16 protein-coding genes are annotated in these 19,544 nt (G+C 46.7%); 4 read left to right on the plus strand and 12 right to left on the minus strand.

What is annotated here, in order from left to right; translation table 11 throughout:
- The 5 genes from LDL18_RS01955 to LDL18_RS01975 all read right to left on the minus strand — a co-directional run.
- Positions 1-263 (minus strand): chorismate synthase (locus tag LDL18_RS01955; protein ID WP_296506595.1); only part of this gene is annotated, 263 nt, incomplete at its 3' end.
- Positions 260-1,066 carry an enoyl-ACP reductase FabI gene (gene fabI / locus LDL18_RS01960; protein ID WP_296506597.1) on the minus strand — a complete coding sequence of 269 codons (807 nt, stop codon included), beginning with the start codon at positions 1,064-1,066 and terminating at the stop codon, positions 260-262. The genes fabI and LDL18_RS01955, both read right to left, overlap by 4 nt.
- A gap of 22 nt (positions 1,067-1,088) precedes the next feature.
- A complete protein-coding gene (locus LDL18_RS01965) occupies positions 1,089-2,099 on the minus strand; it encodes a YhjD/YihY/BrkB family envelope integrity protein (protein WP_296506599.1) in 1,011 nt (336 codons plus the stop codon).
- A gap of 292 nt (positions 2,100-2,391) precedes the next feature.
- Positions 2,392-3,333 carry a DnaJ C-terminal domain-containing protein gene (locus tag LDL18_RS01970; RefSeq protein WP_296506603.1) on the minus strand — a complete coding sequence of 314 codons (942 nt, stop codon included), beginning with the start codon at positions 3,331-3,333 and terminating at the stop codon, positions 2,392-2,394.
- A 447-nt stretch (positions 3,334-3,780) separates the two neighbouring features.
- Positions 3,781-5,121, minus strand: coding sequence for a dihydroorotase (locus LDL18_RS01975; protein WP_296506605.1), 1,341 nt, complete (start codon positions 5,119-5,121; stop codon positions 3,781-3,783).
- Between the two features lie 43 nt (positions 5,122-5,164).
- On the opposite strand from LDL18_RS01975, the gene LDL18_RS01980 reads away from it, so the two are divergent.
- Positions 5,165-5,989, plus strand: coding sequence for a folate-binding protein (locus LDL18_RS01980; RefSeq protein ID WP_296506607.1), 825 nt, complete (start codon positions 5,165-5,167; stop codon positions 5,987-5,989).
- A 96-nt stretch (positions 5,990-6,085) separates the two neighbouring features.
- On the opposite strand, the gene LDL18_RS01985 is transcribed toward LDL18_RS01980, so the two are convergent.
- From LDL18_RS01985 to aspT, 7 genes are all read right to left on the minus strand, one after another.
- Entirely contained in the window at positions 6,086-7,375 is a 1,290-nt protein-coding gene (locus tag LDL18_RS01985) for an adenylosuccinate synthase (RefSeq protein ID WP_296506609.1), read from the minus strand.
- Positions 7,376-7,439: 64 nt separating this feature from the next.
- Positions 7,440-8,555: an ATP phosphoribosyltransferase regulatory subunit gene (locus LDL18_RS01990; RefSeq protein WP_296506610.1), complete on the minus strand. Its 1,116-nt coding sequence runs from the start codon at positions 8,553-8,555 to the stop codon at positions 7,440-7,442.
- Between the two features lie 196 nt (positions 8,556-8,751).
- The gene (serA, locus tag LDL18_RS01995; RefSeq protein WP_296506612.1) at positions 8,752-10,335 is read right to left on the minus strand and encodes a phosphoglycerate dehydrogenase; all 1,584 of its coding nucleotides are present in this window, start codon (positions 10,333-10,335) and stop codon (positions 8,752-8,754) included.
- A 71-nt stretch (positions 10,336-10,406) separates the two neighbouring features.
- Entirely contained in the window at positions 10,407-11,567 is a 1,161-nt protein-coding gene (locus LDL18_RS02000; protein WP_296506614.1) for a phosphoserine transaminase, read from the minus strand.
- A gap of 463 nt (positions 11,568-12,030) precedes the next feature.
- The gene (locus LDL18_RS02005) at positions 12,031-13,131 is read right to left on the minus strand and encodes an asparaginase (protein ID WP_296506616.1); all 1,101 of its coding nucleotides are present in this window, start codon (positions 13,129-13,131) and stop codon (positions 12,031-12,033) included.
- Positions 13,132-13,226: 95 nt separating this feature from the next.
- On the minus strand, positions 13,227-14,819 hold the full coding sequence (locus LDL18_RS02010; RefSeq protein WP_296506618.1) for a bifunctional aspartate transaminase/aspartate 4-decarboxylase: 1,593 nt from the start codon (positions 14,817-14,819) through the stop codon (positions 13,227-13,229).
- Positions 14,820-14,848: 29 nt separating this feature from the next.
- Complete coding sequence (gene aspT, locus LDL18_RS02015) at positions 14,849-16,534, minus strand: aspartate-alanine antiporter (protein WP_296506620.1); 1,686 nt, start codon at positions 16,532-16,534, stop codon at positions 14,849-14,851.
- Positions 16,535-17,004: 470 nt separating this feature from the next.
- Here aspT and LDL18_RS02020 point away from each other — a divergent pair, with 470 nt between their 5' ends.
- The 3 genes from LDL18_RS02020 to LDL18_RS02030 form a co-directional block, all read left to right on the plus strand.
- Complete coding sequence (locus LDL18_RS02020; RefSeq protein WP_296506622.1) at positions 17,005-17,667, plus strand: extensin family protein; 663 nt, start codon at positions 17,005-17,007, stop codon at positions 17,665-17,667.
- Between the two features lie 42 nt (positions 17,668-17,709).
- On the plus strand, positions 17,710-18,588 hold the full coding sequence (locus LDL18_RS02025; protein WP_296506624.1) for an LOG family protein: 879 nt from the start codon (positions 17,710-17,712) through the stop codon (positions 18,586-18,588).
- Positions 18,585-19,544: prephenate dehydratase (locus LDL18_RS02030; protein WP_296506626.1), on the plus strand; the 960-nt coding region annotated here is incomplete at its 3' end. The genes LDL18_RS02025 and LDL18_RS02030, both read left to right, overlap by 4 nt.

Below are 19,544 nucleotides of genomic sequence, written 5' to 3' on the forward strand. Positions count from 1 at the left end.
GTATTTTCGATCATCAGACTAATCGGCGTGCCCGTTGTCCGACCTTCAAAAACGCCTGATAAAATCTTAACTGCATCTGCTTCCCGTCTTTGGGTCGTAAAGCGGGAAGAACCCGGTTTCCGCCGATCAAGAAAAGGCTGAATATCTTTTTCAGATAACACCAATCCCGGAGGACAGCCATCGACGACTGCGCCTAGCGCTGCCCCATGACTTTCCCCCCAACTGGTAAAACGGAAGAGATGGCCGAAACTGTTAAAGCTCATTTGGCAAGCGCGATATCTGGAGCATCAATGCGTTTCATGCCGACAATGTTATATCCGGCATCAACATGATGAATTTCACCCGTTACACCTGATGCAAGATCAGACAGCAAGTAAAGCGAAGATTTCCCGACTTCTTCAATTGAAACCGTGCGTTTTAGCGGCGTATTAAGCTGGTTCCATTTCAGAATATAAGAGAAATCACCAATGCCACGGGCGGCCATGGTCTGAATGGGGCCCGCCGAAATAGCATTAACCCGAATATTTCGGTCACCAAGGTCAGCTGCCAGATATTTGACGGAGCTTTCCAAAGCCGCCTTGGCAACGCCCATGATATTGTAATTCGGCATGACTTTTTCTGCGCCATAATAGGTCAGCGTCAAAACGCTACCGCCATTCGGCATCATATCGCGAGCTTTTCTGGTGACGGCGATCAAAGAGTAAGCAGAAATTGTCATCGTCGTCTGGAAATTTTCAAGACTGGTATCCGAGAAATGGCCACGCAGCTCATTCTTGTCGGAGAAGCCGATAGCATGAACAACAAAATCAATCGTCGGCCAACGCTCTGCAAGGTCAGAAAAGGCGGTATCAATCGCTGCCATATCGCTGACGTCACAGTCGATCAGGATATCCGAACCCAGCTTTTCAGCAAGAGGTTGAACCCGCTTTTTCAAAGCCTCACCCTGATAGGTGAAGGCTAATTCTGCGCCTTGTTCTTTTAATGCGCAGGCAATACCCCATGCCAAAGAACGATCATTGGCAAGCCCCATGATCAGTCCTCTTTTTCCATCCATCAATCCAGCCATACCATTCCTCATTTATCAAAAATTATTGGCTACTTTTTGGGGCAACAGAGGCCACCCTGTCAAATGCCAGTGTCGCATTCAAATGAATACCCACAACCAAGCCTAGTCCAATGATCCAGAAATAGATCAAAACTATGACGGAACCAGCAAGTCCACCATAGCTGCGGTTATAATCCAACATATTATTAAGGGCGATAGGGAGAATCATACTCACCATCTGCCACCAAAAGGCCGTTAAAAAAGCGCCCGGCCATTTATAATAGCGGGCTTTTCGATATTGCGGTGGCGTAATAGAATAAAACAGAACGTAAAGCGCGCCAAATAATAACCCGCCGGAAATAACACGAGAAATGATTGATAGAATGGTAATATGCTCAAAAAATGCGTGGATTCGGTCGCTGGTCAAGCCGATCAGATTAAGTTGATCTATCAGACTATGGTTATCGGAAAGGCTGATATGGGGCAAAGCGGCCTTGGCATATTCCATCACCCATCCGAAGCGCTGCGAAAAAACATTTTGGAGGGTCGCGATCAACACCTGAATAGACAGGATGATAAACATCATTAAAACCGCCCCAATATTGATCGCCATAGCGCCCAAGCGATAGCGAATAAATTCGGTCGGCGGCTCCATATGATAGGTTCGATATAGTAATTCCCGAATACTGGCGATGAAACCACTAACAGACCACAGGCTAACTAACGCACTCCACCATATCAAAGAGCCTGATTTTGTCGAAAGAACCTGAAAAATAGGCCCGCTTAATTGACTGGAAACATTGGGTGGCAAGGCGGAAAGAAAAGAACGCACCGCCGCAAAACCATCGGCACCCCGTCCAATCGTGCTGGCAACAATAATGGTCAAAATCATGAAAGGAAAAAGGGTTAACAAAGCCATATAGGCAAAGTTACCGGCATGCGGAAAACCATTATTGATAACGCCGCTTGCGACCTGTTTTATAATTCTGAAAAAGGCCGCATATCTTTTTCGCTTTTTATGAAAAGGCGATTTTTTTCGTGTTGCTTCTGTCATAATTGCGGGCATGGTCTCTTAACACTCGTCATTAAACAAGGGTTAATCACGCCGCAGCGGTGCTAAAATAAAAAACTTATTTCAATAGCGTTATTGGGCAACAGGCGAGGAACTAGCGCCAAAGGGATAGCGAAAGGATAATATAGCCATCGAAAGGGAATCTGTTTTTATCAGATAACCTTCAGATATATCTTGTTTTATGGGTGAATTTTTCTTTTGAGGCCTAAAAATATTAAGACCGGCCTGAAAAGGCCAGCCTTAATAAATAAAATACAATCTACGAAGGTAAAGATTACAAGCCTAAAGCTGACCGTGGATTATAAGCCTCTTTGCCACCCCATTTTTGGACAAATTGCTTCAAATCGCTATCATTTTCAGGAATCGTAATCATCAAAGTGACCAGCTCATCGCCGCGTCCACCCGATTTTTTATGAAAACCCTTGCCTCTAAGGCGTAATACCTTGCCGGAGCTAGCGCCTGCTGGAACTGATACCATCACAGCCCCTTCGGCTGTCGGGACTTTCACCTTGGCACCTTCGACCGCTTCAGCCAGAGAAATCGGCAGATTCAAGGTAATATCGTCGCCTTTGCGCTGGAAGAAAGCATGAGGCTGAATATCAATCGTAACAATCGCATCACCGGCACCACCAGGGCCCGGTTGGCCTTTTCCGGCCAAGCGCATTTGGGTGCCGTTTTCGACCCCTACCGGTAATTTCAAATCGATTGTTTTGCCATCTCCCAAGGTAATGCGTTGGGGATGTAAAGTGGCCGCATCGACAAAAGGCACTTTCAGGCGGTAAAGATTGTTACTGCCTTTGGGGGCTGCCCGTCCACCAAAACCACCACGCTGTGATCGACCGCCGCCACCGCCGAAAATACCTTCAAAGATATCTCCGAAGTCGCCGCCGCCACCGCCGCCGAAGTTAAAACCACCAAAGCCGCCACCGCCGCCGCGGCCAGCACCACCAGCACCGCCTTGGAATCCGCCGAAACCGCCCCCATTAAAGCGAGGATTACCCTGATCGTCGATTTCCCCACGATCATATTGGCCGCGTTTTTCTTTGTCCGATAAAATATCATAGGCCGCTGATACTTCGGAAAAACGCTCTGCGGCTTTGGGGTTATCCTTATTGTGGTCTGGATGGTATTTTTTTGCCAGAGAGCGATAGGCTTTTTTAATAGCCGCCTCATCCGCGTTTCGCGTTACTCCCAATTTTTCGTAAAGATCAGCCATAATGTCTTTAAGCCCACTCTATCTGAAATCATTCATGTAGCAAATATGCCACATAAATGTGTATGTCCCCTTAAAATCGCAAGGGGGCTGATCATAAAAAGCTGTTTTGTCAGAATATTAAAAGGATAAACAAAAAGATGGAATCACATTTATCTAGATAATATTTTAAAAATAAAATTATTGGAACAAAATTTAAAAATCACTTCATCACGGCAATAATTTTTACTTTGAAAATAAATCTCTAGCCATTCGATTTTTTCGGATTTTTTAACTAAGCGCTTTGTTGTGAAAAAATCGAAACTATTCCTGTGGAATCTTATTATCACGATAAGCGACAAGTTGCTTGATTATGAATTTAACCAAAAATAGAGCCTATCGGTGATAATATCAGGCCAGTTACAACAGAATTTAAGGCTATTATAACTGGCCTTGAAAAAGAAACGGCCTCTATTTCTTCAATTCACTCCGCAAACTATCCTGAAAGCGTAACGGGCGACCTATCGCTTCACCATAAAGCTGACCTTCCCACATCACGCGATGTCCGCGAATAATTGTGCCGACCGGTTTAGCCTTTAGCGCCTTTCCAGAAAAAGGTGACCAACCACATTTAGAGGCCAGCCATTCTTCTTCGACAACCCAAGAAGCCTTCATATCGACGATAGAGAAATCGGCATCATAGCCGACAGCAATCCGACCTTTATTCAAAAGGCCGAATAATCTTTGCGGGGCATAGGAAACCAGATCAACCAAGCGAGCAAGGCTCAAGCGACCTTCGGCTACATGATGCAGCATTAAAGGCAGCAAAGTTTGAACCCCCGGCATCCCACTGGGTGATTGAGGGTAGGGGCGCTGCTTTTCTTCAATAGTATGCGGGGCATGATCGGAACCGATGACATCGGCGATACCCTGCTGCAAGGCATCCCATAATCCAGCCTGATGTTTTTCCGAGCGGATAGGCGGATTCATCTGGGCATAACTACCCAATTCTGGATAAGCTGTCTCCGCTGCCAAAGTCAGATGCTGCGGCGTTAATTCACAGCTGGCTATATCTTTATGGAGCGCAATCAAAGCCATTTCTTCAGGGGTTGTGACATGAAGAATATGAATCAGGCGACCTGCTTTTTGAGCCAAAGATAATATGCGTTTTGTGGCGCGCATGGCCGTTTCATCATCGCGCCAAACTGGATGGGATGACGGATCATTGGTTACACGATGAGGCTGTCTTTCTTTTAGTCTGGCTTCATCTTCGGCATGAATCGCAACACGCCGCCGTCCCGATTGTAAAACAGAAAGAAGCGTTTCATCATCATCGACCAATAAATTACCCGTTGATGATCCCATAAAAACCTTGATACCAGCGCATCCGGGCAGGCTTTCCAATCCAGCCAGTTTGTCAAAATTATTGGCGGTTGCCCCGATATAGAAGGCATGATCGCACCACATCCGATTTTTGGCACGGGCTAGTTTATCTTTTAAAGCCTCGGCGGTGTCTGTCGGTGGATTGGTATTGGGCATTTCAAAAACAGCGGTAATACCCCCTAGAACAGCGGCACGACTGCCGCTTTCAAGGTCTTCTTTGCCTTCCAGTCCGGGTTCGCGGAAATGCACCTGCGTATCTATCGCCCCTGGCAAAATCGTTAGCCCATCACAGGCCAAACAGGCATCGGCTTGATGCTTTTCAAATTCTCCGATGGCTGCAATCTTGCCATTCTTTACAGCAATATCTTTCGAGATCAGCCCGCCGGGGGTAAAAATCGTTCCACCTTTTAAAATCAGATCATAAAGCATCAGTGGCCTTCCTTTTTGTCTGCCAGTTTTTTATTATCCTATTATGAGCGCCTCAAACAACCTTGCTATGCCGGATAATGCCACTTTATTGGCTGACCGGTCTGTTATCCGCCTATCCTCGATAGCAGAAGAGTCTCGATCTGAAGTCTTTGAGTTTTTACAAGGACTTGTCACACAGGATGTCTTTCTGCTGGGAAAGGGGGCGCCTCTATGGTCGGCCTTGCTGACGGCGCAAGGAAAGGTCTTATATGACTTTATCCTATGGGCAGAGGATAGCTCGATTCTGATAGACTGTGAATCGGCGATTGCGGATAATTTAATCCGGCGACTAACTCTTTATCGACTGCGGCGCGCTATCCGTATCGAAATTGATCCGGCGATTGCCGTACATTGGTCATTAAAACCGCCTGAAAATCAGGCAATAGCCTCTTCCCCTGACCCAAGATTAGCGGAATTAGGTTTTCGTTGGTTACAGCCCGCCATCAATAGTCAACCATCGGTAGAGGCTATCTGGAAAAAACACCGTCTGGCATGGGGCGTGACGGAAGGCCAAGCTGAATTGGGATTGGATAAAACTTTGTGGTTGGAAGCCAATGCCCGCGAATTAAACGGCGTTAGCTTTACCAAGGGTTGTTATGTCGGTCAGGAAAATACGGCGAGAATGAATTGGCGGCAAAAGATCAATCGTCGTTTGGCGGTTATAAAAACCGAGATGCCTTTGGATGATGAGAAATGTCGGATTTACTATAGTGATTTAAAGTTAGCCGTTGCGCTGTTGCGTGTTGCTGATTGGAACAAATTACCCGATGACCAAGAGGTCATAACCCCTGAATGGTTGAAAGAGGCCTTGGCTGAAGCCCATTCTTGATAGCTTTATTTTTTTTCAGTTTCATTGTGACGGGAATTTCAATCAGATATAAAAAAAGCCGGAAATTTTTTCCGGCTTTTTTCGTTATAGGATATTTTAGCCGAGGAACGGGTCTTTCACCAAGATAGTGTCTTCCCGTTCAGGGCTGGTTGAAACCAGCGTAATCGGACATTCAATTAATTCTTCAATCCGGCGAATATATTTAATCGCTTGTGCCGGAAGTTCGCTCCAGCTTCTGGCTCCGGCTGTGGATTCTTTCCAGCCTTCGATCGTTTCATAAACCGGTTTGGCCGCTGCCTGATCTTTGTAATAAGGTGGCAGGTAATCATAAACCTTGTCACCGATTTTATAGCCGGTGCAGATTTTGATTTCATCAAAACCGTCCAAAACATCGAGCTTGGTCAAGGCAATACCCGTGATACCGGCAACGGCAACAGATTGGCGCATCAGAACGGAATCGAACCAACCGCAACGACGACGACGACCTGTGACCGTGCCAAATTCATGACCGCGTTCACCTAGAGTCTGACCAACTTCATCATCCAATTCGGTCGGGAAAGGTCCTGCACCGACGCGGGTCGTATAGGCTTTGGCAATACCGAGAACAAAACCGACAGCAGAAGCCCCCATACCGGAACCCCCGGCCGCAGACCCAGCAATGGTATTGGAAGAGGTCACATAAGGATAGGTGCCGTGATCGATATCAAGCATCACGCCCTGTGCGCCTTCAAAAAGAATACGACGATTTTTCTTCTGCTCATCAGCCAGAATACGCCATGCCGGTTTTGCAAAAGGCAGGATGCAACCTGCGATTTCTTTCAAATCGCTGATCAATTTTTCCCGATCGACAGGCGGCTTGCCAAAACCGCTCCGCAAAGCGTTGTGATGGGCAATTAAACGATCAAGGCGGGAACCGATTTCGTCGATATGAGCAAGGTCACAGATACGGATAGCACGGCGGCCTACTTTATCTTCATAGGCGGGGCCAATACCACGACGGGTCGTTCCGATTTTCTTATCGCCGGAACGATCTTCACGGAAGCCATCCAATTCACTATGCAGCGGTAAAATTAACGGGCTGGTTTCAGCGATCGCCAAAGTATCCGGCGTTATAACGACATCCTGTTTTCTCAGGCGTTCCATTTCATCACGGAAATGCCACGGATCGATGACCACACCATTCCCAATGATCGACAAGGTGCCACTGACTACGCCTGAAGGTAACAGGCTTAATTTATAGGTAACACCATTAACGACAAGGGTATGGCCGGCGTTATGACCGCCCTGAAAGCGGACGACGACATCGGCTCGTTCGGCGAGCCAGTCGACGATCTTACCTTTGCCTTCATCACCCCACTGGGCACCGACGACCGTAACATTGGCCATATTTTTCTTGCTCCTGCTGGTTGCTTTATTTGCGCGGGTTTCGCGCCTCAAGAATCGCGGAAAATCAAAGCGGCTTGATATGACCGCCTGTTAAAATATCTGTGCATTGATGACGGACAGGATCATCCTCTTCATCAAGGGCGGCAATCGTAATCCAGCCTTCTTGACGAAAGGCGCGCGCCTGTTCTGGATCATGGCCAAGCGGCAAAAACAGTTTTCTGGATTTTTTCTGCCCCAAACCGGCATCCACCAAAGGATCTATGTAAAGAGAAAAGCCGACGGCCTGTTCTTCGCGTTTATCCTGATGAATGATCGTATAGCTGCCACCGCGGCCAATTTCGCCGAGAATGCCGGAACCGAATAACGAAAAGCCGATCCATGTCTGATATTCAAAACCATGCCGTTCAGTCGGATCAAGGGTTACATGAACCGACGGATCAAGAGAGGCACGAATAGTTTTCAAGGCTTCCAATCGGTCAGCAAAACCCAGTTTATCAGCCATGGGCTGTAATTTTTCAATTGCCTCGTCAAAAGGTCCAGCGGCTTCCAACAAAGGCCGATAGCCTGTTGCCTCAAGCGCACTCAGACCGCCAGCATCTTTGGCATCTAAGACAGCGAAAAGTTTCTCTCTCTTTGAGGCGTCTATTGGCAAGGTCGTGTCAGCCAGTCTTTCGACCAGATCAGGCAAAGTCAGATCGATGCTGATCTTTTTCACGCCAGCAATTTTCAGTGTTTCAACGGCCATGCCCAATATTTCAATGACGGCGGCCACAGAATCCTTGCCGATCAATTCGGCACCAGCCTGCATCAATTCCCTTTCGGGGCGCAGTTGGGTTGCCCGTAATTTCATGACCGTGCCACCATAGGCCAACCGTAAAGGCCGAGGGCGGTGGTTTAAACGGGTCGTTGCAATCCGGCCTATCTGTCCGGTGATATCAGGACGAAGGGCTAAGCTGCGTTGTGATACAGGGTCAACAAAACGCAACAAATCCTGCTTGCGTGCCGACTTCAGACGGCCAAGCAGACTTTCTTCAAATTCAGCTAAAGGCGGGGATACCCGTTCATAACCATGCCGGTTGATGGCTACAATAACATGATGCAGCAAGCGGGAAGCTGCTTCAGCTTGAGGGGGAAGGCGGTCTCGTAATCCTTCGGGGAGCAAACCATGCGCTATCGTCATTGATCAAAAAGCTTTTATTATCAGGACAAAGGTCTTTCTAATCATGTTACGACAACATTCCACCCTGTTTCTTACGTAAAAACCGTTTCGTGACATATTTTTTGAATATCAGACCCGATATTTCCGATATAATTTACTCAATCAGAGGAATATCAGGCCTGATATTGCCAAAATTATGTCCGTTATCCTGATAATTTTACAGGAAGTGGAGCGATTTCACTTCACGTACGCCGGATAATTCGGCGACTTTCGCCATTTTTCCAGCCGTAACAGGCGAATCGACCGATAATAACAAGACGGCTTCCCCGCCCGTATTCCGGCGACCCAGATGAAAAGTGCCGATATTAACACCGGCTTTACCCAAAAGGGTGCCAAGCCGACCGATAAATCCGGGGGCATCATCATTGACGATATACAGCATATCGCCGCTTAGATTGGCTTCGATCTTGATACCGAAAATTTCAACCAGCCTTGTGCCTTCGGAACCAAACAGCGTGCCGGCAACTGATTTTTCCTGTCCTTTATCATCGCGTGAAGTGACCCGTATCAAAGTATGATAAGCGCCTTCGCGATCATGACGGATTTCACGGACATCTAATCCCCGTTCACGAGCAAGGAAGGGCGCATTAACCATATTTACCGACTGGGAATAAACACCCATCAGGCCGGACAGAACCGCGCTGGTAATCGGTTTTTGATCAAGATGGGCGGCCGCGCCTTCGACTTCAATCGAAACCGATTTAATTTTATCGCCTTCCAGTTGGCCAAGCAGACGACCCAATTGTTCGGAAAGAGCCATATAGGGTTTCACCCTTGGGGCTTCTTCGGCTGAAAGGGATGGCATGTTCAGGGCATTGGAAACACCCCCCGTCAATAGATAATCCGCCATCTGTTCAGCAACCTGAATGGCGACATTGACCTGTGCTTCAGTGGTTGATGCACCAAGGTGGGGCGTGGCGATGAAATTGGGAACGCCGAATAACGGATTTTCTTTGGCCGGTTCTTTCAAGAACACATCTAAGGCTGCTCCTGCAACATGACCGGATAACAAAGCGTCTTTCAAGGCCTCTTCATCAATCAGACCGCCACGAGCGCAGTTGATAATTCGAACGCCTTTTTTGGTTTTTGCCAAATTTTCGCGGGACAGAATATTTTTGGTCTGATCGGTCAAAGGCACATGCAGAGTAATAAAGTCGGCTTTATGAAGCAGTATATCGAGATCAGCCTTTTCAATGCCCAATTCCAAAGCCCGTTCTGGCGTTAAGAAGGGATCATAGGCAATGACCTTCATTTTTAGACCGACTGCCCGATCGGCGACGATCGAACCGATATTACCAGCTCCAATCAAGCCAAGGGTTTTTCCAGAAACCTCAACCCCCATAAAGCGGTTCTTTTCCCATTTTCCTGCCTGTGTCGAGGCATTGGCTTCGGGAATTTGACGCGCCAAGGCAAACATCAAGGCAATCGCCTGTTCTGCGGTCGTGATCGAGTTACCAAAGGGGGTGTTCATGACAACCATACCCGCTGCCGAAGCGGCTGGAATATCAATATTGTCAACACCGATGCCCGCACGCCCGATGACCTTTAAATTTTTAGCTTCGGCAATGATGTCTTTTGTGACTTTGGTTGCCGAACGAATGGCCAAACCATCATAGTCATTGATGATTTTCTTTAGTTCTTCGGGGGACAGGCCGGTAATCTGATCGACTTCCACGCCGCGTTCACGAAAAACTTCGGCGGCACGGGGATCCATTTTATCGGAAATCAAAACTCTGGTCATAACAGGAATCTCCTGACGACTGCCCTGCGCCATAGCGCAGGCAGCGTCATCTTCACATTATTGGAAGGGAATTAGTTTTTCTGGATTTGAGTCCAAGCCCAATCAAGCCAAGGCGTTAGCGCCGCGATATCCGAGGCTTCTACCGTGGCACCGCACCAAACGCGCAATCCCGGAGGAGCATCTCTGTGGCCTGCGATATCATAAGCAGCCCCTTCGGCTTCCAATAAGCCTGCCAATTTTTTCACCAAAGCGGCTTTGGCGGCATCATCCATACCGGCCACCGCTTTATCTGAAAATTTCAGGCAAGGGCTGGTATTAGAACGGATAGCCGGATCAGCGACCAGATGTTCAATCCAATCCGTTTTTTCTACCCATGTATCCAATGTGGCCGCATTCTTGTTACAACGCGCCATCAAGGCCGATAAACCGCCTAATTCTTCAGCCCATTCCAGCGCCCAGATATAATCTTCAACGGCTAAAAGGGAGGGGGTGTTAATCGTGCTGCCTTTAAAGATGGCTTCATCCAGCTTGCCATTTTTGGTCAAGCGGAAGATTTTGGGCAATGGCCATGCCGGTGTATAGCTTTCTAGCCGTTCGACCGCGCGCGGGCTAAGGATAATAATGCCATGCGCTGCTTCACCGCCTAAGACTTTCTGCCAAGAGAAAGTAACAACATCCAGTTTTTCAAAAGGCAGAGGCTGGGCAAAACAGGCCGAGGTTGCATCGGCAATCATCAAGCCTTCATGGTCAGGTTTAATCCAGTCACCATTCGGGACTTTGACACCAGAAGTTGTCCCGTTCCATGTAAAGACGACGTCATTAGACTGATCGACCTTGGTAAGATCCGGCAATTCACCATAGGGCGCTTTTAAAACAGTCGGATTGATCTTCAACTGTTTAACGGCATCGGTAATCCAACCGAGGCCAAAACTTTCCCAACCTAAAACGGTCGCGGGTCTTGCGCCCAATAATGACCACATCGCCATTTCAACCGCGCCGGTATCAGAGGCCGGAACAATACCGATCCGATAGTTATCAGGCACTTCCAATATTTTGCGGGTCAGTTCGATCGCATATTGCAGGCGGCCTTTGCCGACAGAACCGCGATGAGAACGCCCCAAAGAGCCTAATGCCAATTTTTCAGGAGACCATCCCGGCGGTTTTGCGCAGGGGCCAGACGAGAATTGTGGACGGTTTGGTTTGACCGTCGGACGAACAGAATAATTAGTCATAGTAATAAAACTCTCCTCACAGAGAGCACGCGCTGCGTTGGGACAGCGTGGCCCACTGACCTTTCTAAGGAGATTCTGACCTCGGTCAATTCTGATTAGCTGAATAGTTTATTATTTTATCGGTCATAGAGATGAAAATCTTCATTTTTACGAGAAATAACCGCTTTAAAATTCTAAAATAACTTTTTTGTGAAATTAAAATTTTAAAAATTAAAAATAAAAAATTTTAAATTGAATCATAATATTCAAATTGAGCATTAAAAATATGACATGATTTTTTGAAATAAATTATTTTTAACTCTAAAAGGACATTTTATTTAATAATTCTTTTTTATTATATTTTAATAAAAAGAAAATCTTTAAAATGAAACACACCGCAATCAAAAAGCCTGATCGAAAAAGACGAATCCCATTCAATCAGGCTCATAAGATTTTCTTAAAATTGGCCAAGATAGATCAATTTTTAAAAACCAGCTTCAAAGGCCGATTGGATATCAGAAAGTTTGTTTTTGCCATTGGCCATTAAAATCTGAAGAAGAATGCGCGCTTTCTGGGGCGAAAGATCATAAGAGACAACAAAGTCGTTTTTGTCATCATTGACCTCGACATTGCGGTTCACGAAACCTGATCCGGTTCTGGATGAACGCACAACAATCACGCCTTGTTTGACGGCAAGATTGAGGGCAGCCATAGCTTCTTTTGAACTATTCCCGTCACCGACACCGGCAAGGATAATGCCTTTCACGCCGGTTTTGACGAGATCATTGATGATTGAAGCCCCCATACCGCTATGGGCGTAAAGGATTTCGACCGCAGGCAAAGGCGCAGTCGCTGGCAGGCCATAGCTTGGAAAAAGCTGTTTTTTTGGCTCAATAAACCGTACCGAAGCCGGATCGACATAACCGATAGGCCCTGCATTGATGGACTGAAAGGTTTCAACGGCAGTTGTGTGGGTTTTGCTTGCCCATCTGGCGGCATGAATAGTGTCATTCATGACGATCATAACGCCATGATCTTTGGCCTTGGGGTTGGCGGCGACTTCAATCGCCTCATATAAATTGGCGGGGCCATCCGCACCAATGGCGGTACTAGGGCGCATTGCCCCTGTCAGAATAATCGGCTTGTCGGTGCGTATAACTGTATCAAGGAAAAAGGCGGTTTCTTCCATGGTATCGGTGCCATGAGTAATCACGATACCATCAGCTTCGTTATGGGCGACGGCTTCTTGGATGCGCTTGGCTAAACGCAACCATATCGCATCATTCATATCTTGCGAGCCGATATTGGCAATTTGTTCGACATTGATTTCAGCGAGTTTAGCTAATTCCGGTATATCTTCAACGAGCTGTTTTCCAGTAACGCCACCCGCATTATAGCCGATTTCCGACATTCCATTTTTCTTGCCGGAAATCGTACCGCCCGTTGCCAGAACTAAAATGCGCGGTAACGCCTGAATTGAATGAACCTGATTACTCATAGATATCGCCGGAGTAGCCCCCATCATCATGCATATTGCCAAGGCCGCAGCGGAAGAGGCCTTAACAGGGATTTTAAAAATCATCATCGAACGCCCCTGTTACAGATTATAAAGTTAACTGTTAATATAAAGCGTCACTTTTTGCATAATGAATAGAGAAGCTACTCTGGCAAAATCAAAAATTAGCCGTTTGCTTTTAAAAAGGCCTGATAATATTCATCTGCCAATTTCCGAAGCGAACGCCCGATAGCTGCATATTGATATTCGCTTAAATTGGCGAGCGACGCTCTGGCGGCGGGTTTCTGGACGCCAAAGCCTTCACCGGGCAACAAAACAATGCCCGTTTCTTCGGCAATGCGGAACAAGATTTCAGCCGAGCTGGAACGATCGCTCATCCATTTCGCGAATTTTTCACCGTAAAGGGCGCGGCAGACCGTTTCCAAATCAAGCAGCGTGTAATAATCGACGGCATTGGCATCTTCTGACGGTTTAACGCCCAATTCGCGATATAAAGCGGCCTCGCGGCGGCGGATCACATTTTTGATGGTTGCTTTATACTCTTCCTTGCTATCCATCAGAGCAAAGAGCGAGAACAACACCATTTGCACCTGCTGTGGTGTTGAAATGCCTGCGGTATGATTAAGCGCAACCGCACGACTATCAGCCACTAATCTGTCAATGAATTTCAGATTTTCGGCTTCTGTTGTCAGGCTGGAATAGCGGCGAGACAGGGCTTCCTTTTTGTCATTAGGTAAAGCCTGAAGCAATCTATCCATAACATTGTTTTTATGGGTGCCGATAACGCCTAACCGCCAGCCAGTTGCCCCGAAGTATTTCGAGAAGGAATAAACCAGAATGGTATTTTCAGGGCAGACGGCAAAGAGCGAATGGAAATCATCAGCAAAGGTGCCATAAACATCATCGGTCAGAATCATCAGATCAGGGCGATGATTGGCGACGATATCCGCAATTTTCTTCAAAGAAGCGTTATTCATTTTGACAGAAGGCGGATTGCTGGGATTGACGCAGAAGAAGATTTTGACCGCTGGGTCTTTCAACTTTTCCAGCTCTTCATCGGGATATTGCCAATTCAGATTGGGATCAGCCTGAATAGCCACTTCTTCAAGGCCATATTCTTCCAACTGGGGAATTTCGATATAAGGCGAGAAAATCGGCATCCCGATCGCTACTTTATCGCCTTTTTTGATAAGATTATTCTGTTTCAAGCTATTGAAGATATAGGCCATGGCGGCGGTGCCACCTTCGGTCGCAAAGAAGTCGGTTGAATCTGTCGGAAGGTCGCTACCGACCATTTCCCGCAAGACATACTGACCCACAATTTGTTCACTCAAGGAGAGCATCCGCGGAGGGGTCGGATAGTTACAACCCAAGATGCCTTCAACCATTTCATGCAAAAACTGGGATGCTGACAACCCTAATTGATCGCGGACATAGCTAAGAGCACGGCCAAGGAAGAAGATACCGGCTTTATGACGATTCTCACTGATAAAGCGTTCAAACCGTTCTTCAATACCTTCGACACGTGCCTGACCACCGACACCTACCGTCATATAGGAAAAGGATAACTCCGATTCAGAAACGGCAAATTGTCCCAAATTAAAAAAGGCCGAACGGGGCAGGGTGGCGAGAAAATTTGGGTTACCACGACCTGCGTTTAACATCAGGCGGTCTGTCCGACTGGATGCAATGCGGATCAATTCATCTTTCAGCTCGAAAGGGCTAAGATTTTTATATTTTGAGTAATCGGTCGTCATTTAATTTCTTCTTTATCTAATTGAAATATCTAGGAAAAGGCGACTACCAACGGGCCCAATAAGGTCAAAAGAACGTTGGCAATGGCATAGGTGATAGCGAAAGAGGTTGTTGGAACAGCGTTACCGGCTTTATTGAGAATTTCGCCCAAAGCAGGATTGGCACTGCGGGAACCTGCCAGCGCACCGGCAAAAACAGCGGTGTTTTTATAATGCAGGACATAACGCCCAAACAGCATCGTGATAATCAAAGGCACAATCGACACCACGACACCCAGCATAAAGAGGGTGATACCCTGTTGCATGATGGTGGTGACGGCTTGCTGTCCAGTCTGGAGACCCGTGACTGCCACAAAACCTGATAAGCCGAAATCGACCAGCAAGGTCGAGGCTGCCATGGGCATATTGCCGCTTTTGCTATGGCGATTTTGATACCAGCCGAATAACAGGCCAGAGAGAAGCGCACCGCCGCCGCTCCCCAAGGTCAAAGGAATAGATCCTAATCTGACTACAATTAGGCCAATGAGTAATCCGACAACAAGCCCCACGCCATGAAAGACAAGGTCTGTTTTAAGGCTTTTGGTCAGTAGGCTACCCAATTCTTTGGCTACCCGATCGACATCTTGGCGGGTGCCATAAAGCGTTACAATATCGCCCGACAAAATGTGGAGATCAGAGGTAAACGGTACGTTTTTATCGCCGCGTTTCAGCCCCAGAAAATAAACACCGTGACGGGCTACTTGGGATAAAATTTGGCTGCATTCGGCCACTGATTTTCCGACAAAGGCTTTATTCGTCAAGAGAACATCATGGCGAACAATCACCACATCCATATCATGCGGTGGCTGTTTTATTTCTTCGCCCAGCAATTCTCCTGTTGAAATAACATCAGCACGATGACCGAAGAGCAAAAGGAGATCGCCGGCTTCTACTGTGCTGTCTTGCGTCACAGCAACAAGGTTTTTCTGTCTCCGAATCTGTTCGACGGTGACGTGATCGCTTTCAATCTGCTGGACAGATTGACCTGCTTTTTTCACCTGATAGACGCGGCTGACAAATTCAGACAGAGCGGGGCGTTCACCGTCACCATAAACAGCCATGCCTTGCATCTGTTCGGCTTCAGCGGTGAGGGCGTCTTCACGCAGCCCTCTTTTCATCAACCAAGGTAGAATATTGACGCAGATAATAATCGGGGCAAGTGATCCAAAGATATAGGTCACAGCATAGCCGACAGCGACATGGCCTTGTAACATCTGAGTTTGAGCCAGCGGCAAGCCCAGCTTTTCCAAAGCGGAACTGGCTGTTCCGATAATAGCGGATTGGGTCAATCCACCGGCAGCGACACCTGCCGCCAAGCCTTTATCGAGATGAAACATTCTAGCGACAGCCAAAACGGTAAAAAGACCGGATATAGCCAAAACGAATGCCATCAATACTTCACGCAAAGATTGCCGACCCAAAGATTTGAAAAATTGGGGGCCACTTTGGAAACCGACAGCATAGATAAAAAGGGCAAACAGAACTGTTTTCAGCCCTGAATCAATATGAATACCAATCTGGCTTATCAGGACAGCCGCCAATAAAGAACCGGCGACTCCTCCGATTTGTAAGGATCCAAAACGGAATTTTCCTATCCAATAGCCGATGGCAATTGCCAAAAAGAGGGCAATTTCAGGGTTGTTTCTTAACAATGTCTGTAAAAATTCTAATATTACCATCACAGACAACTTTAATATTGGTTAATGAACATCGGCGATTTATGCCTTAAATCGATCTTATCAAGAAAATATCTAAATATTTGAGCTATTTTTATTGTCTAAAGATAAGAAAACTTCTTAATGGAACAATATGAATATTTTTGGATATTTTAATAATGAGTTAAATTTATATTTTTTTGATCGGTAATTTTTAAATTTAATTTTAATGTGATGATATAAAATAAGATATTTGTGTGCTTTCGCTTGCCTCAATAATGGAGATATCCATCAGAATCTTGCTTGGGCTTCATTATTTCATGCTCAATGATGGAATAGATGGCAAGACTATAAACCGCGACAGATCAATGCCTTTTCTTGATTAAAACAGCCCTGAAAGAACGCTTTCTACCCTATATCACGAGGCTATAATTTTTCTGACAGGGCGTTAAAGGCTGGCTTTTCCTGATGATTTGCCGTTAATTCAGAATATTATGGCTGATTTTCGCATTTTATCTTGTCTGTTTCTTTTTATTTTGGCGTCCTGTTCTGGTTCTTCTCCGCATAAAAGAAGATCAGGAAGCACGGCCTCGCATCCAATCACAACGCCTTTGCCAAGCAGTGGTGATTTCCATCATTGTTTAGGCGATCTCAATAAAGAAGGTGTCCATTACCAATTGGTGCCAGACCGGACATTCGATAACGGCTGCTCTATTTATCACGCGGTCACTATGACTTCAGCACAGATACCGATAACCCATTTAGGGCCTTTGCAATGTCCGGCTGCCGAAAATTTAGCCTATTGGATTGATGATGCCGTGCTGAAATCAGCCAAAGTTTGGTTGGGCAGTCCTGTCATAAAAGTCGAAACTTTCGGCAGTTACAGTTGTCGGACACGGAATAGTCGGGCTGGGGCAAAAATTTCGGAACATGGTCGTGCCAATGCGGTTGATATATCGGCATTCGATTTAGCCGATGGCCGCCGCATTACGGTCAAAGAGGGTTGGCGACATGGTGATCGCCATACGAAAGATTTTCTTCGTTCTGTTTTCCATGCAGCTTGTCGGCGTTTTTCGGTTGTTATCAGCCCTGACGGGGATGAATACCACCAAGACCATATCCATATGGATTTAGGTCAAAGCCAATATTGTCACTAATTGCATTCTTTCTGTGAAATGTATTTTTAAAAAGGCCTTTTCGTGAGTAATCGCACTATCACTCCTGATGCGCTTGATGATGTCATCAATGCCAGCCATGTTCTAAAAACGCCTCAAACCACCAATCCTTCTTTTAAACTGGCCTTTCAGGATAGCGATTTTCTGCTGCGGGAAGAATTGCGCCCTGTGCGTTTTCAGTTAGAACTTTTGAAGCCTGATATCATTTTGAAAGAAGCCGGTATTGAATCAACTTTTGTTTTTTATGGTTCTGCCCGTATTCCATCCCCTGAACAGGCGGATGAAAGGCTTCTGACCGCCAAGAATGAAAAAGAGAAGAAGGTCGCCCAAAGTCTAGCTGAGAAAAGCCGCTATTATAGCGAAGCGCGAAAGCTCGCCCGTATTGTCAGCGAAATTCCCCAGCCTGATCCTCAAAAACGCCATCTTGTTGTTTGTTCGGGCGGCGGGCCTTCTATTATGGAAGCGGCCAATCGTGGCGCGCATGATGTGGGTGCGCCGTCTATCGGTTTTGGTATTGTTCTGCCTTTTGAAACGGCACCCAATCCCTATATTACCCCCGATTTATCTTTTCAGTTTCACTATTTTGCCCTGCGTAAAACCCATTTGATGTTAAGGGCGCGGGCTTTTGCTATTTTTCCGGGTGGCTTCGGGACATTGGACGAAGTGTTTGAATTGCTTACCTTGATCCATACCCATCGACTGGAACCGGTGCCTATTCTTTTCTATGGGCGGGATTTTTGGAATAAAATCATCAATTTCGATGCTTTGGTTGAAGAAGGCATGATCTCTGCCGAAGATTTACGCTTTTTCCAATTTGTCGATACCGCCGAAGAAGGATGGGCGGTTATTTGCGATTTTTGGCAGCATGATGAAACGGGACGGGTGCCGATTGATTTTGAATGAGGTCAAAAACGGCCATCATTCCCTGTCTCAATTTTTACATTTTATGGAGCAGTTACTTGTCGGATAGCGATGGTAAGTCTAATCACACAGACATGATGGACGATTATTCGGCGTCTGCAAAGGCTTTGGTAGCCGAGATGCAGGCTAAGGCGGCTTTGTCGCCAACCAAGGCCGTTGCCTTTCAAGGTGCGCCCGGCTGTAATTCAAATATCGCGATACAGGATCTTTTCCCTGACAGTTTGCCGCTTCCCTGCTTTAGCTTTGCGGATGCTTTGACGGCGGTCAAGGAAGGACGCGCCGGTCGGGCGATGATTCCGATCGAAAATTCATTAAATGGCCGCGTCGCCGACATGCATTTTCTGTTACCGGAATCGGGACTGACTATTCAGGCGGAATATTTTCTGCCCATCAATCACTGCTTGGTTGCGCCTAAAGGGGCTGGCAAAATTACCCATGTCTTGAGCCATCCACAGGCCTTGGGACAATGTCGCCATTGGTTACAAGCCCATAACATCCGTGCTTTGGCACATGCTGACACCGCAGGCGCAGCCGCAGAAGTGGCTGACCGGAAACAAACGGGATTAGCCGCTTTATCTCCGGCTTTGGCGGCTAAACTTTACGGGCTAGAAATCCTTGAAAAGGGTATCGCCGATGGTGATACCAATATTACCCGCTTCGTTGTTCTTGCCGAAGCCGACACTAATTTACAAGACCTTCCCCCGATTAGACAAAATCTATCAGGGAAAATGATGACGAGCCTGCTATTTACCGTCAAAAACACGCCTTCGGCCTTATTGAACGCGATTAAGGGCTTTGGTGATAATCAGGTAAACATGACCAAGCTTGAAAGCTATCAGCATGGTGCCAGCTTTTCTGCGACCCAATTTTATGCGGATGTCGAAGGCGAACCTTCCGAAGATAAGGTCGCTAGGGCTTTGGATATTTTGCATGAAAAT

This window comes from Zymomonas sp. (assembly GCF_020216885.1).
Lineage (GTDB): Bacteria > Pseudomonadota > Alphaproteobacteria > Sphingomonadales > Sphingomonadaceae > Zymomonas.

Bases quoted from the DNA above. Each gene is read 5' to 3' on its own strand.
- fabI (WP_296506597.1), bottom strand. From the start codon at position 1,066: ATGGCTGGATTGATGGATGGAAAAAGAGGACTGATCATGGGGCTTGCC.
- LDL18_RS01965 (WP_296506599.1), bottom strand. From the start codon at position 2,099: ATGACAGAAGCAACACGAAAAAAATCGCCTTTTCATAAAAAGCGAAAA.
- LDL18_RS01970 (WP_296506603.1), bottom strand. From the start codon at position 3,333: ATGGCTGATCTTTACGAAAAATTGGGAGTAACGCGAAACGCGGATGAG.
- LDL18_RS01975 (WP_296506605.1), bottom strand. From the start codon at position 5,121: ATGCTTTATGATCTGATTTTAAAAGGTGGAACGATTTTTACCCCCGGC.
- LDL18_RS01980 (WP_296506607.1), top strand. From the start codon at position 5,165: ATGAGCGCCTCAAACAACCTTGCTATGCCGGATAATGCCACTTTATTG.
- LDL18_RS01985 (WP_296506609.1), bottom strand. From the start codon at position 7,375: ATGGCCAATGTTACGGTCGTCGGTGCCCAGTGGGGTGATGAAGGCAAA.
- LDL18_RS01990 (WP_296506610.1), bottom strand. From the start codon at position 8,555: ATGACGATAGCGCATGGTTTGCTCCCCGAAGGATTACGAGACCGCCTT.
- serA (WP_296506612.1), bottom strand. From the start codon at position 10,335: ATGACCAGAGTTTTGATTTCCGATAAAATGGATCCCCGTGCCGCCGAA.
- LDL18_RS02000 (WP_296506614.1), bottom strand. From the start codon at position 11,567: ATGACTAATTATTCTGTTCGTCCGACGGTCAAACCAAACCGTCCACAA.
- LDL18_RS02005 (WP_296506616.1), bottom strand. From the start codon at position 13,131: ATGATGATTTTTAAAATCCCTGTTAAGGCCTCTTCCGCTGCGGCCTTG.
- LDL18_RS02010 (WP_296506618.1), bottom strand. From the start codon at position 14,819: ATGACGACCGATTACTCAAAATATAAAAATCTTAGCCCTTTCGAGCTG.
- aspT (WP_296506620.1), bottom strand. From the start codon at position 16,534: ATGGTAATATTAGAATTTTTACAGACATTGTTAAGAAACAACCCTGAA.
- LDL18_RS02020 (WP_296506622.1), top strand. From the start codon at position 17,005: ATGGCTGATTTTCGCATTTTATCTTGTCTGTTTCTTTTTATTTTGGCG.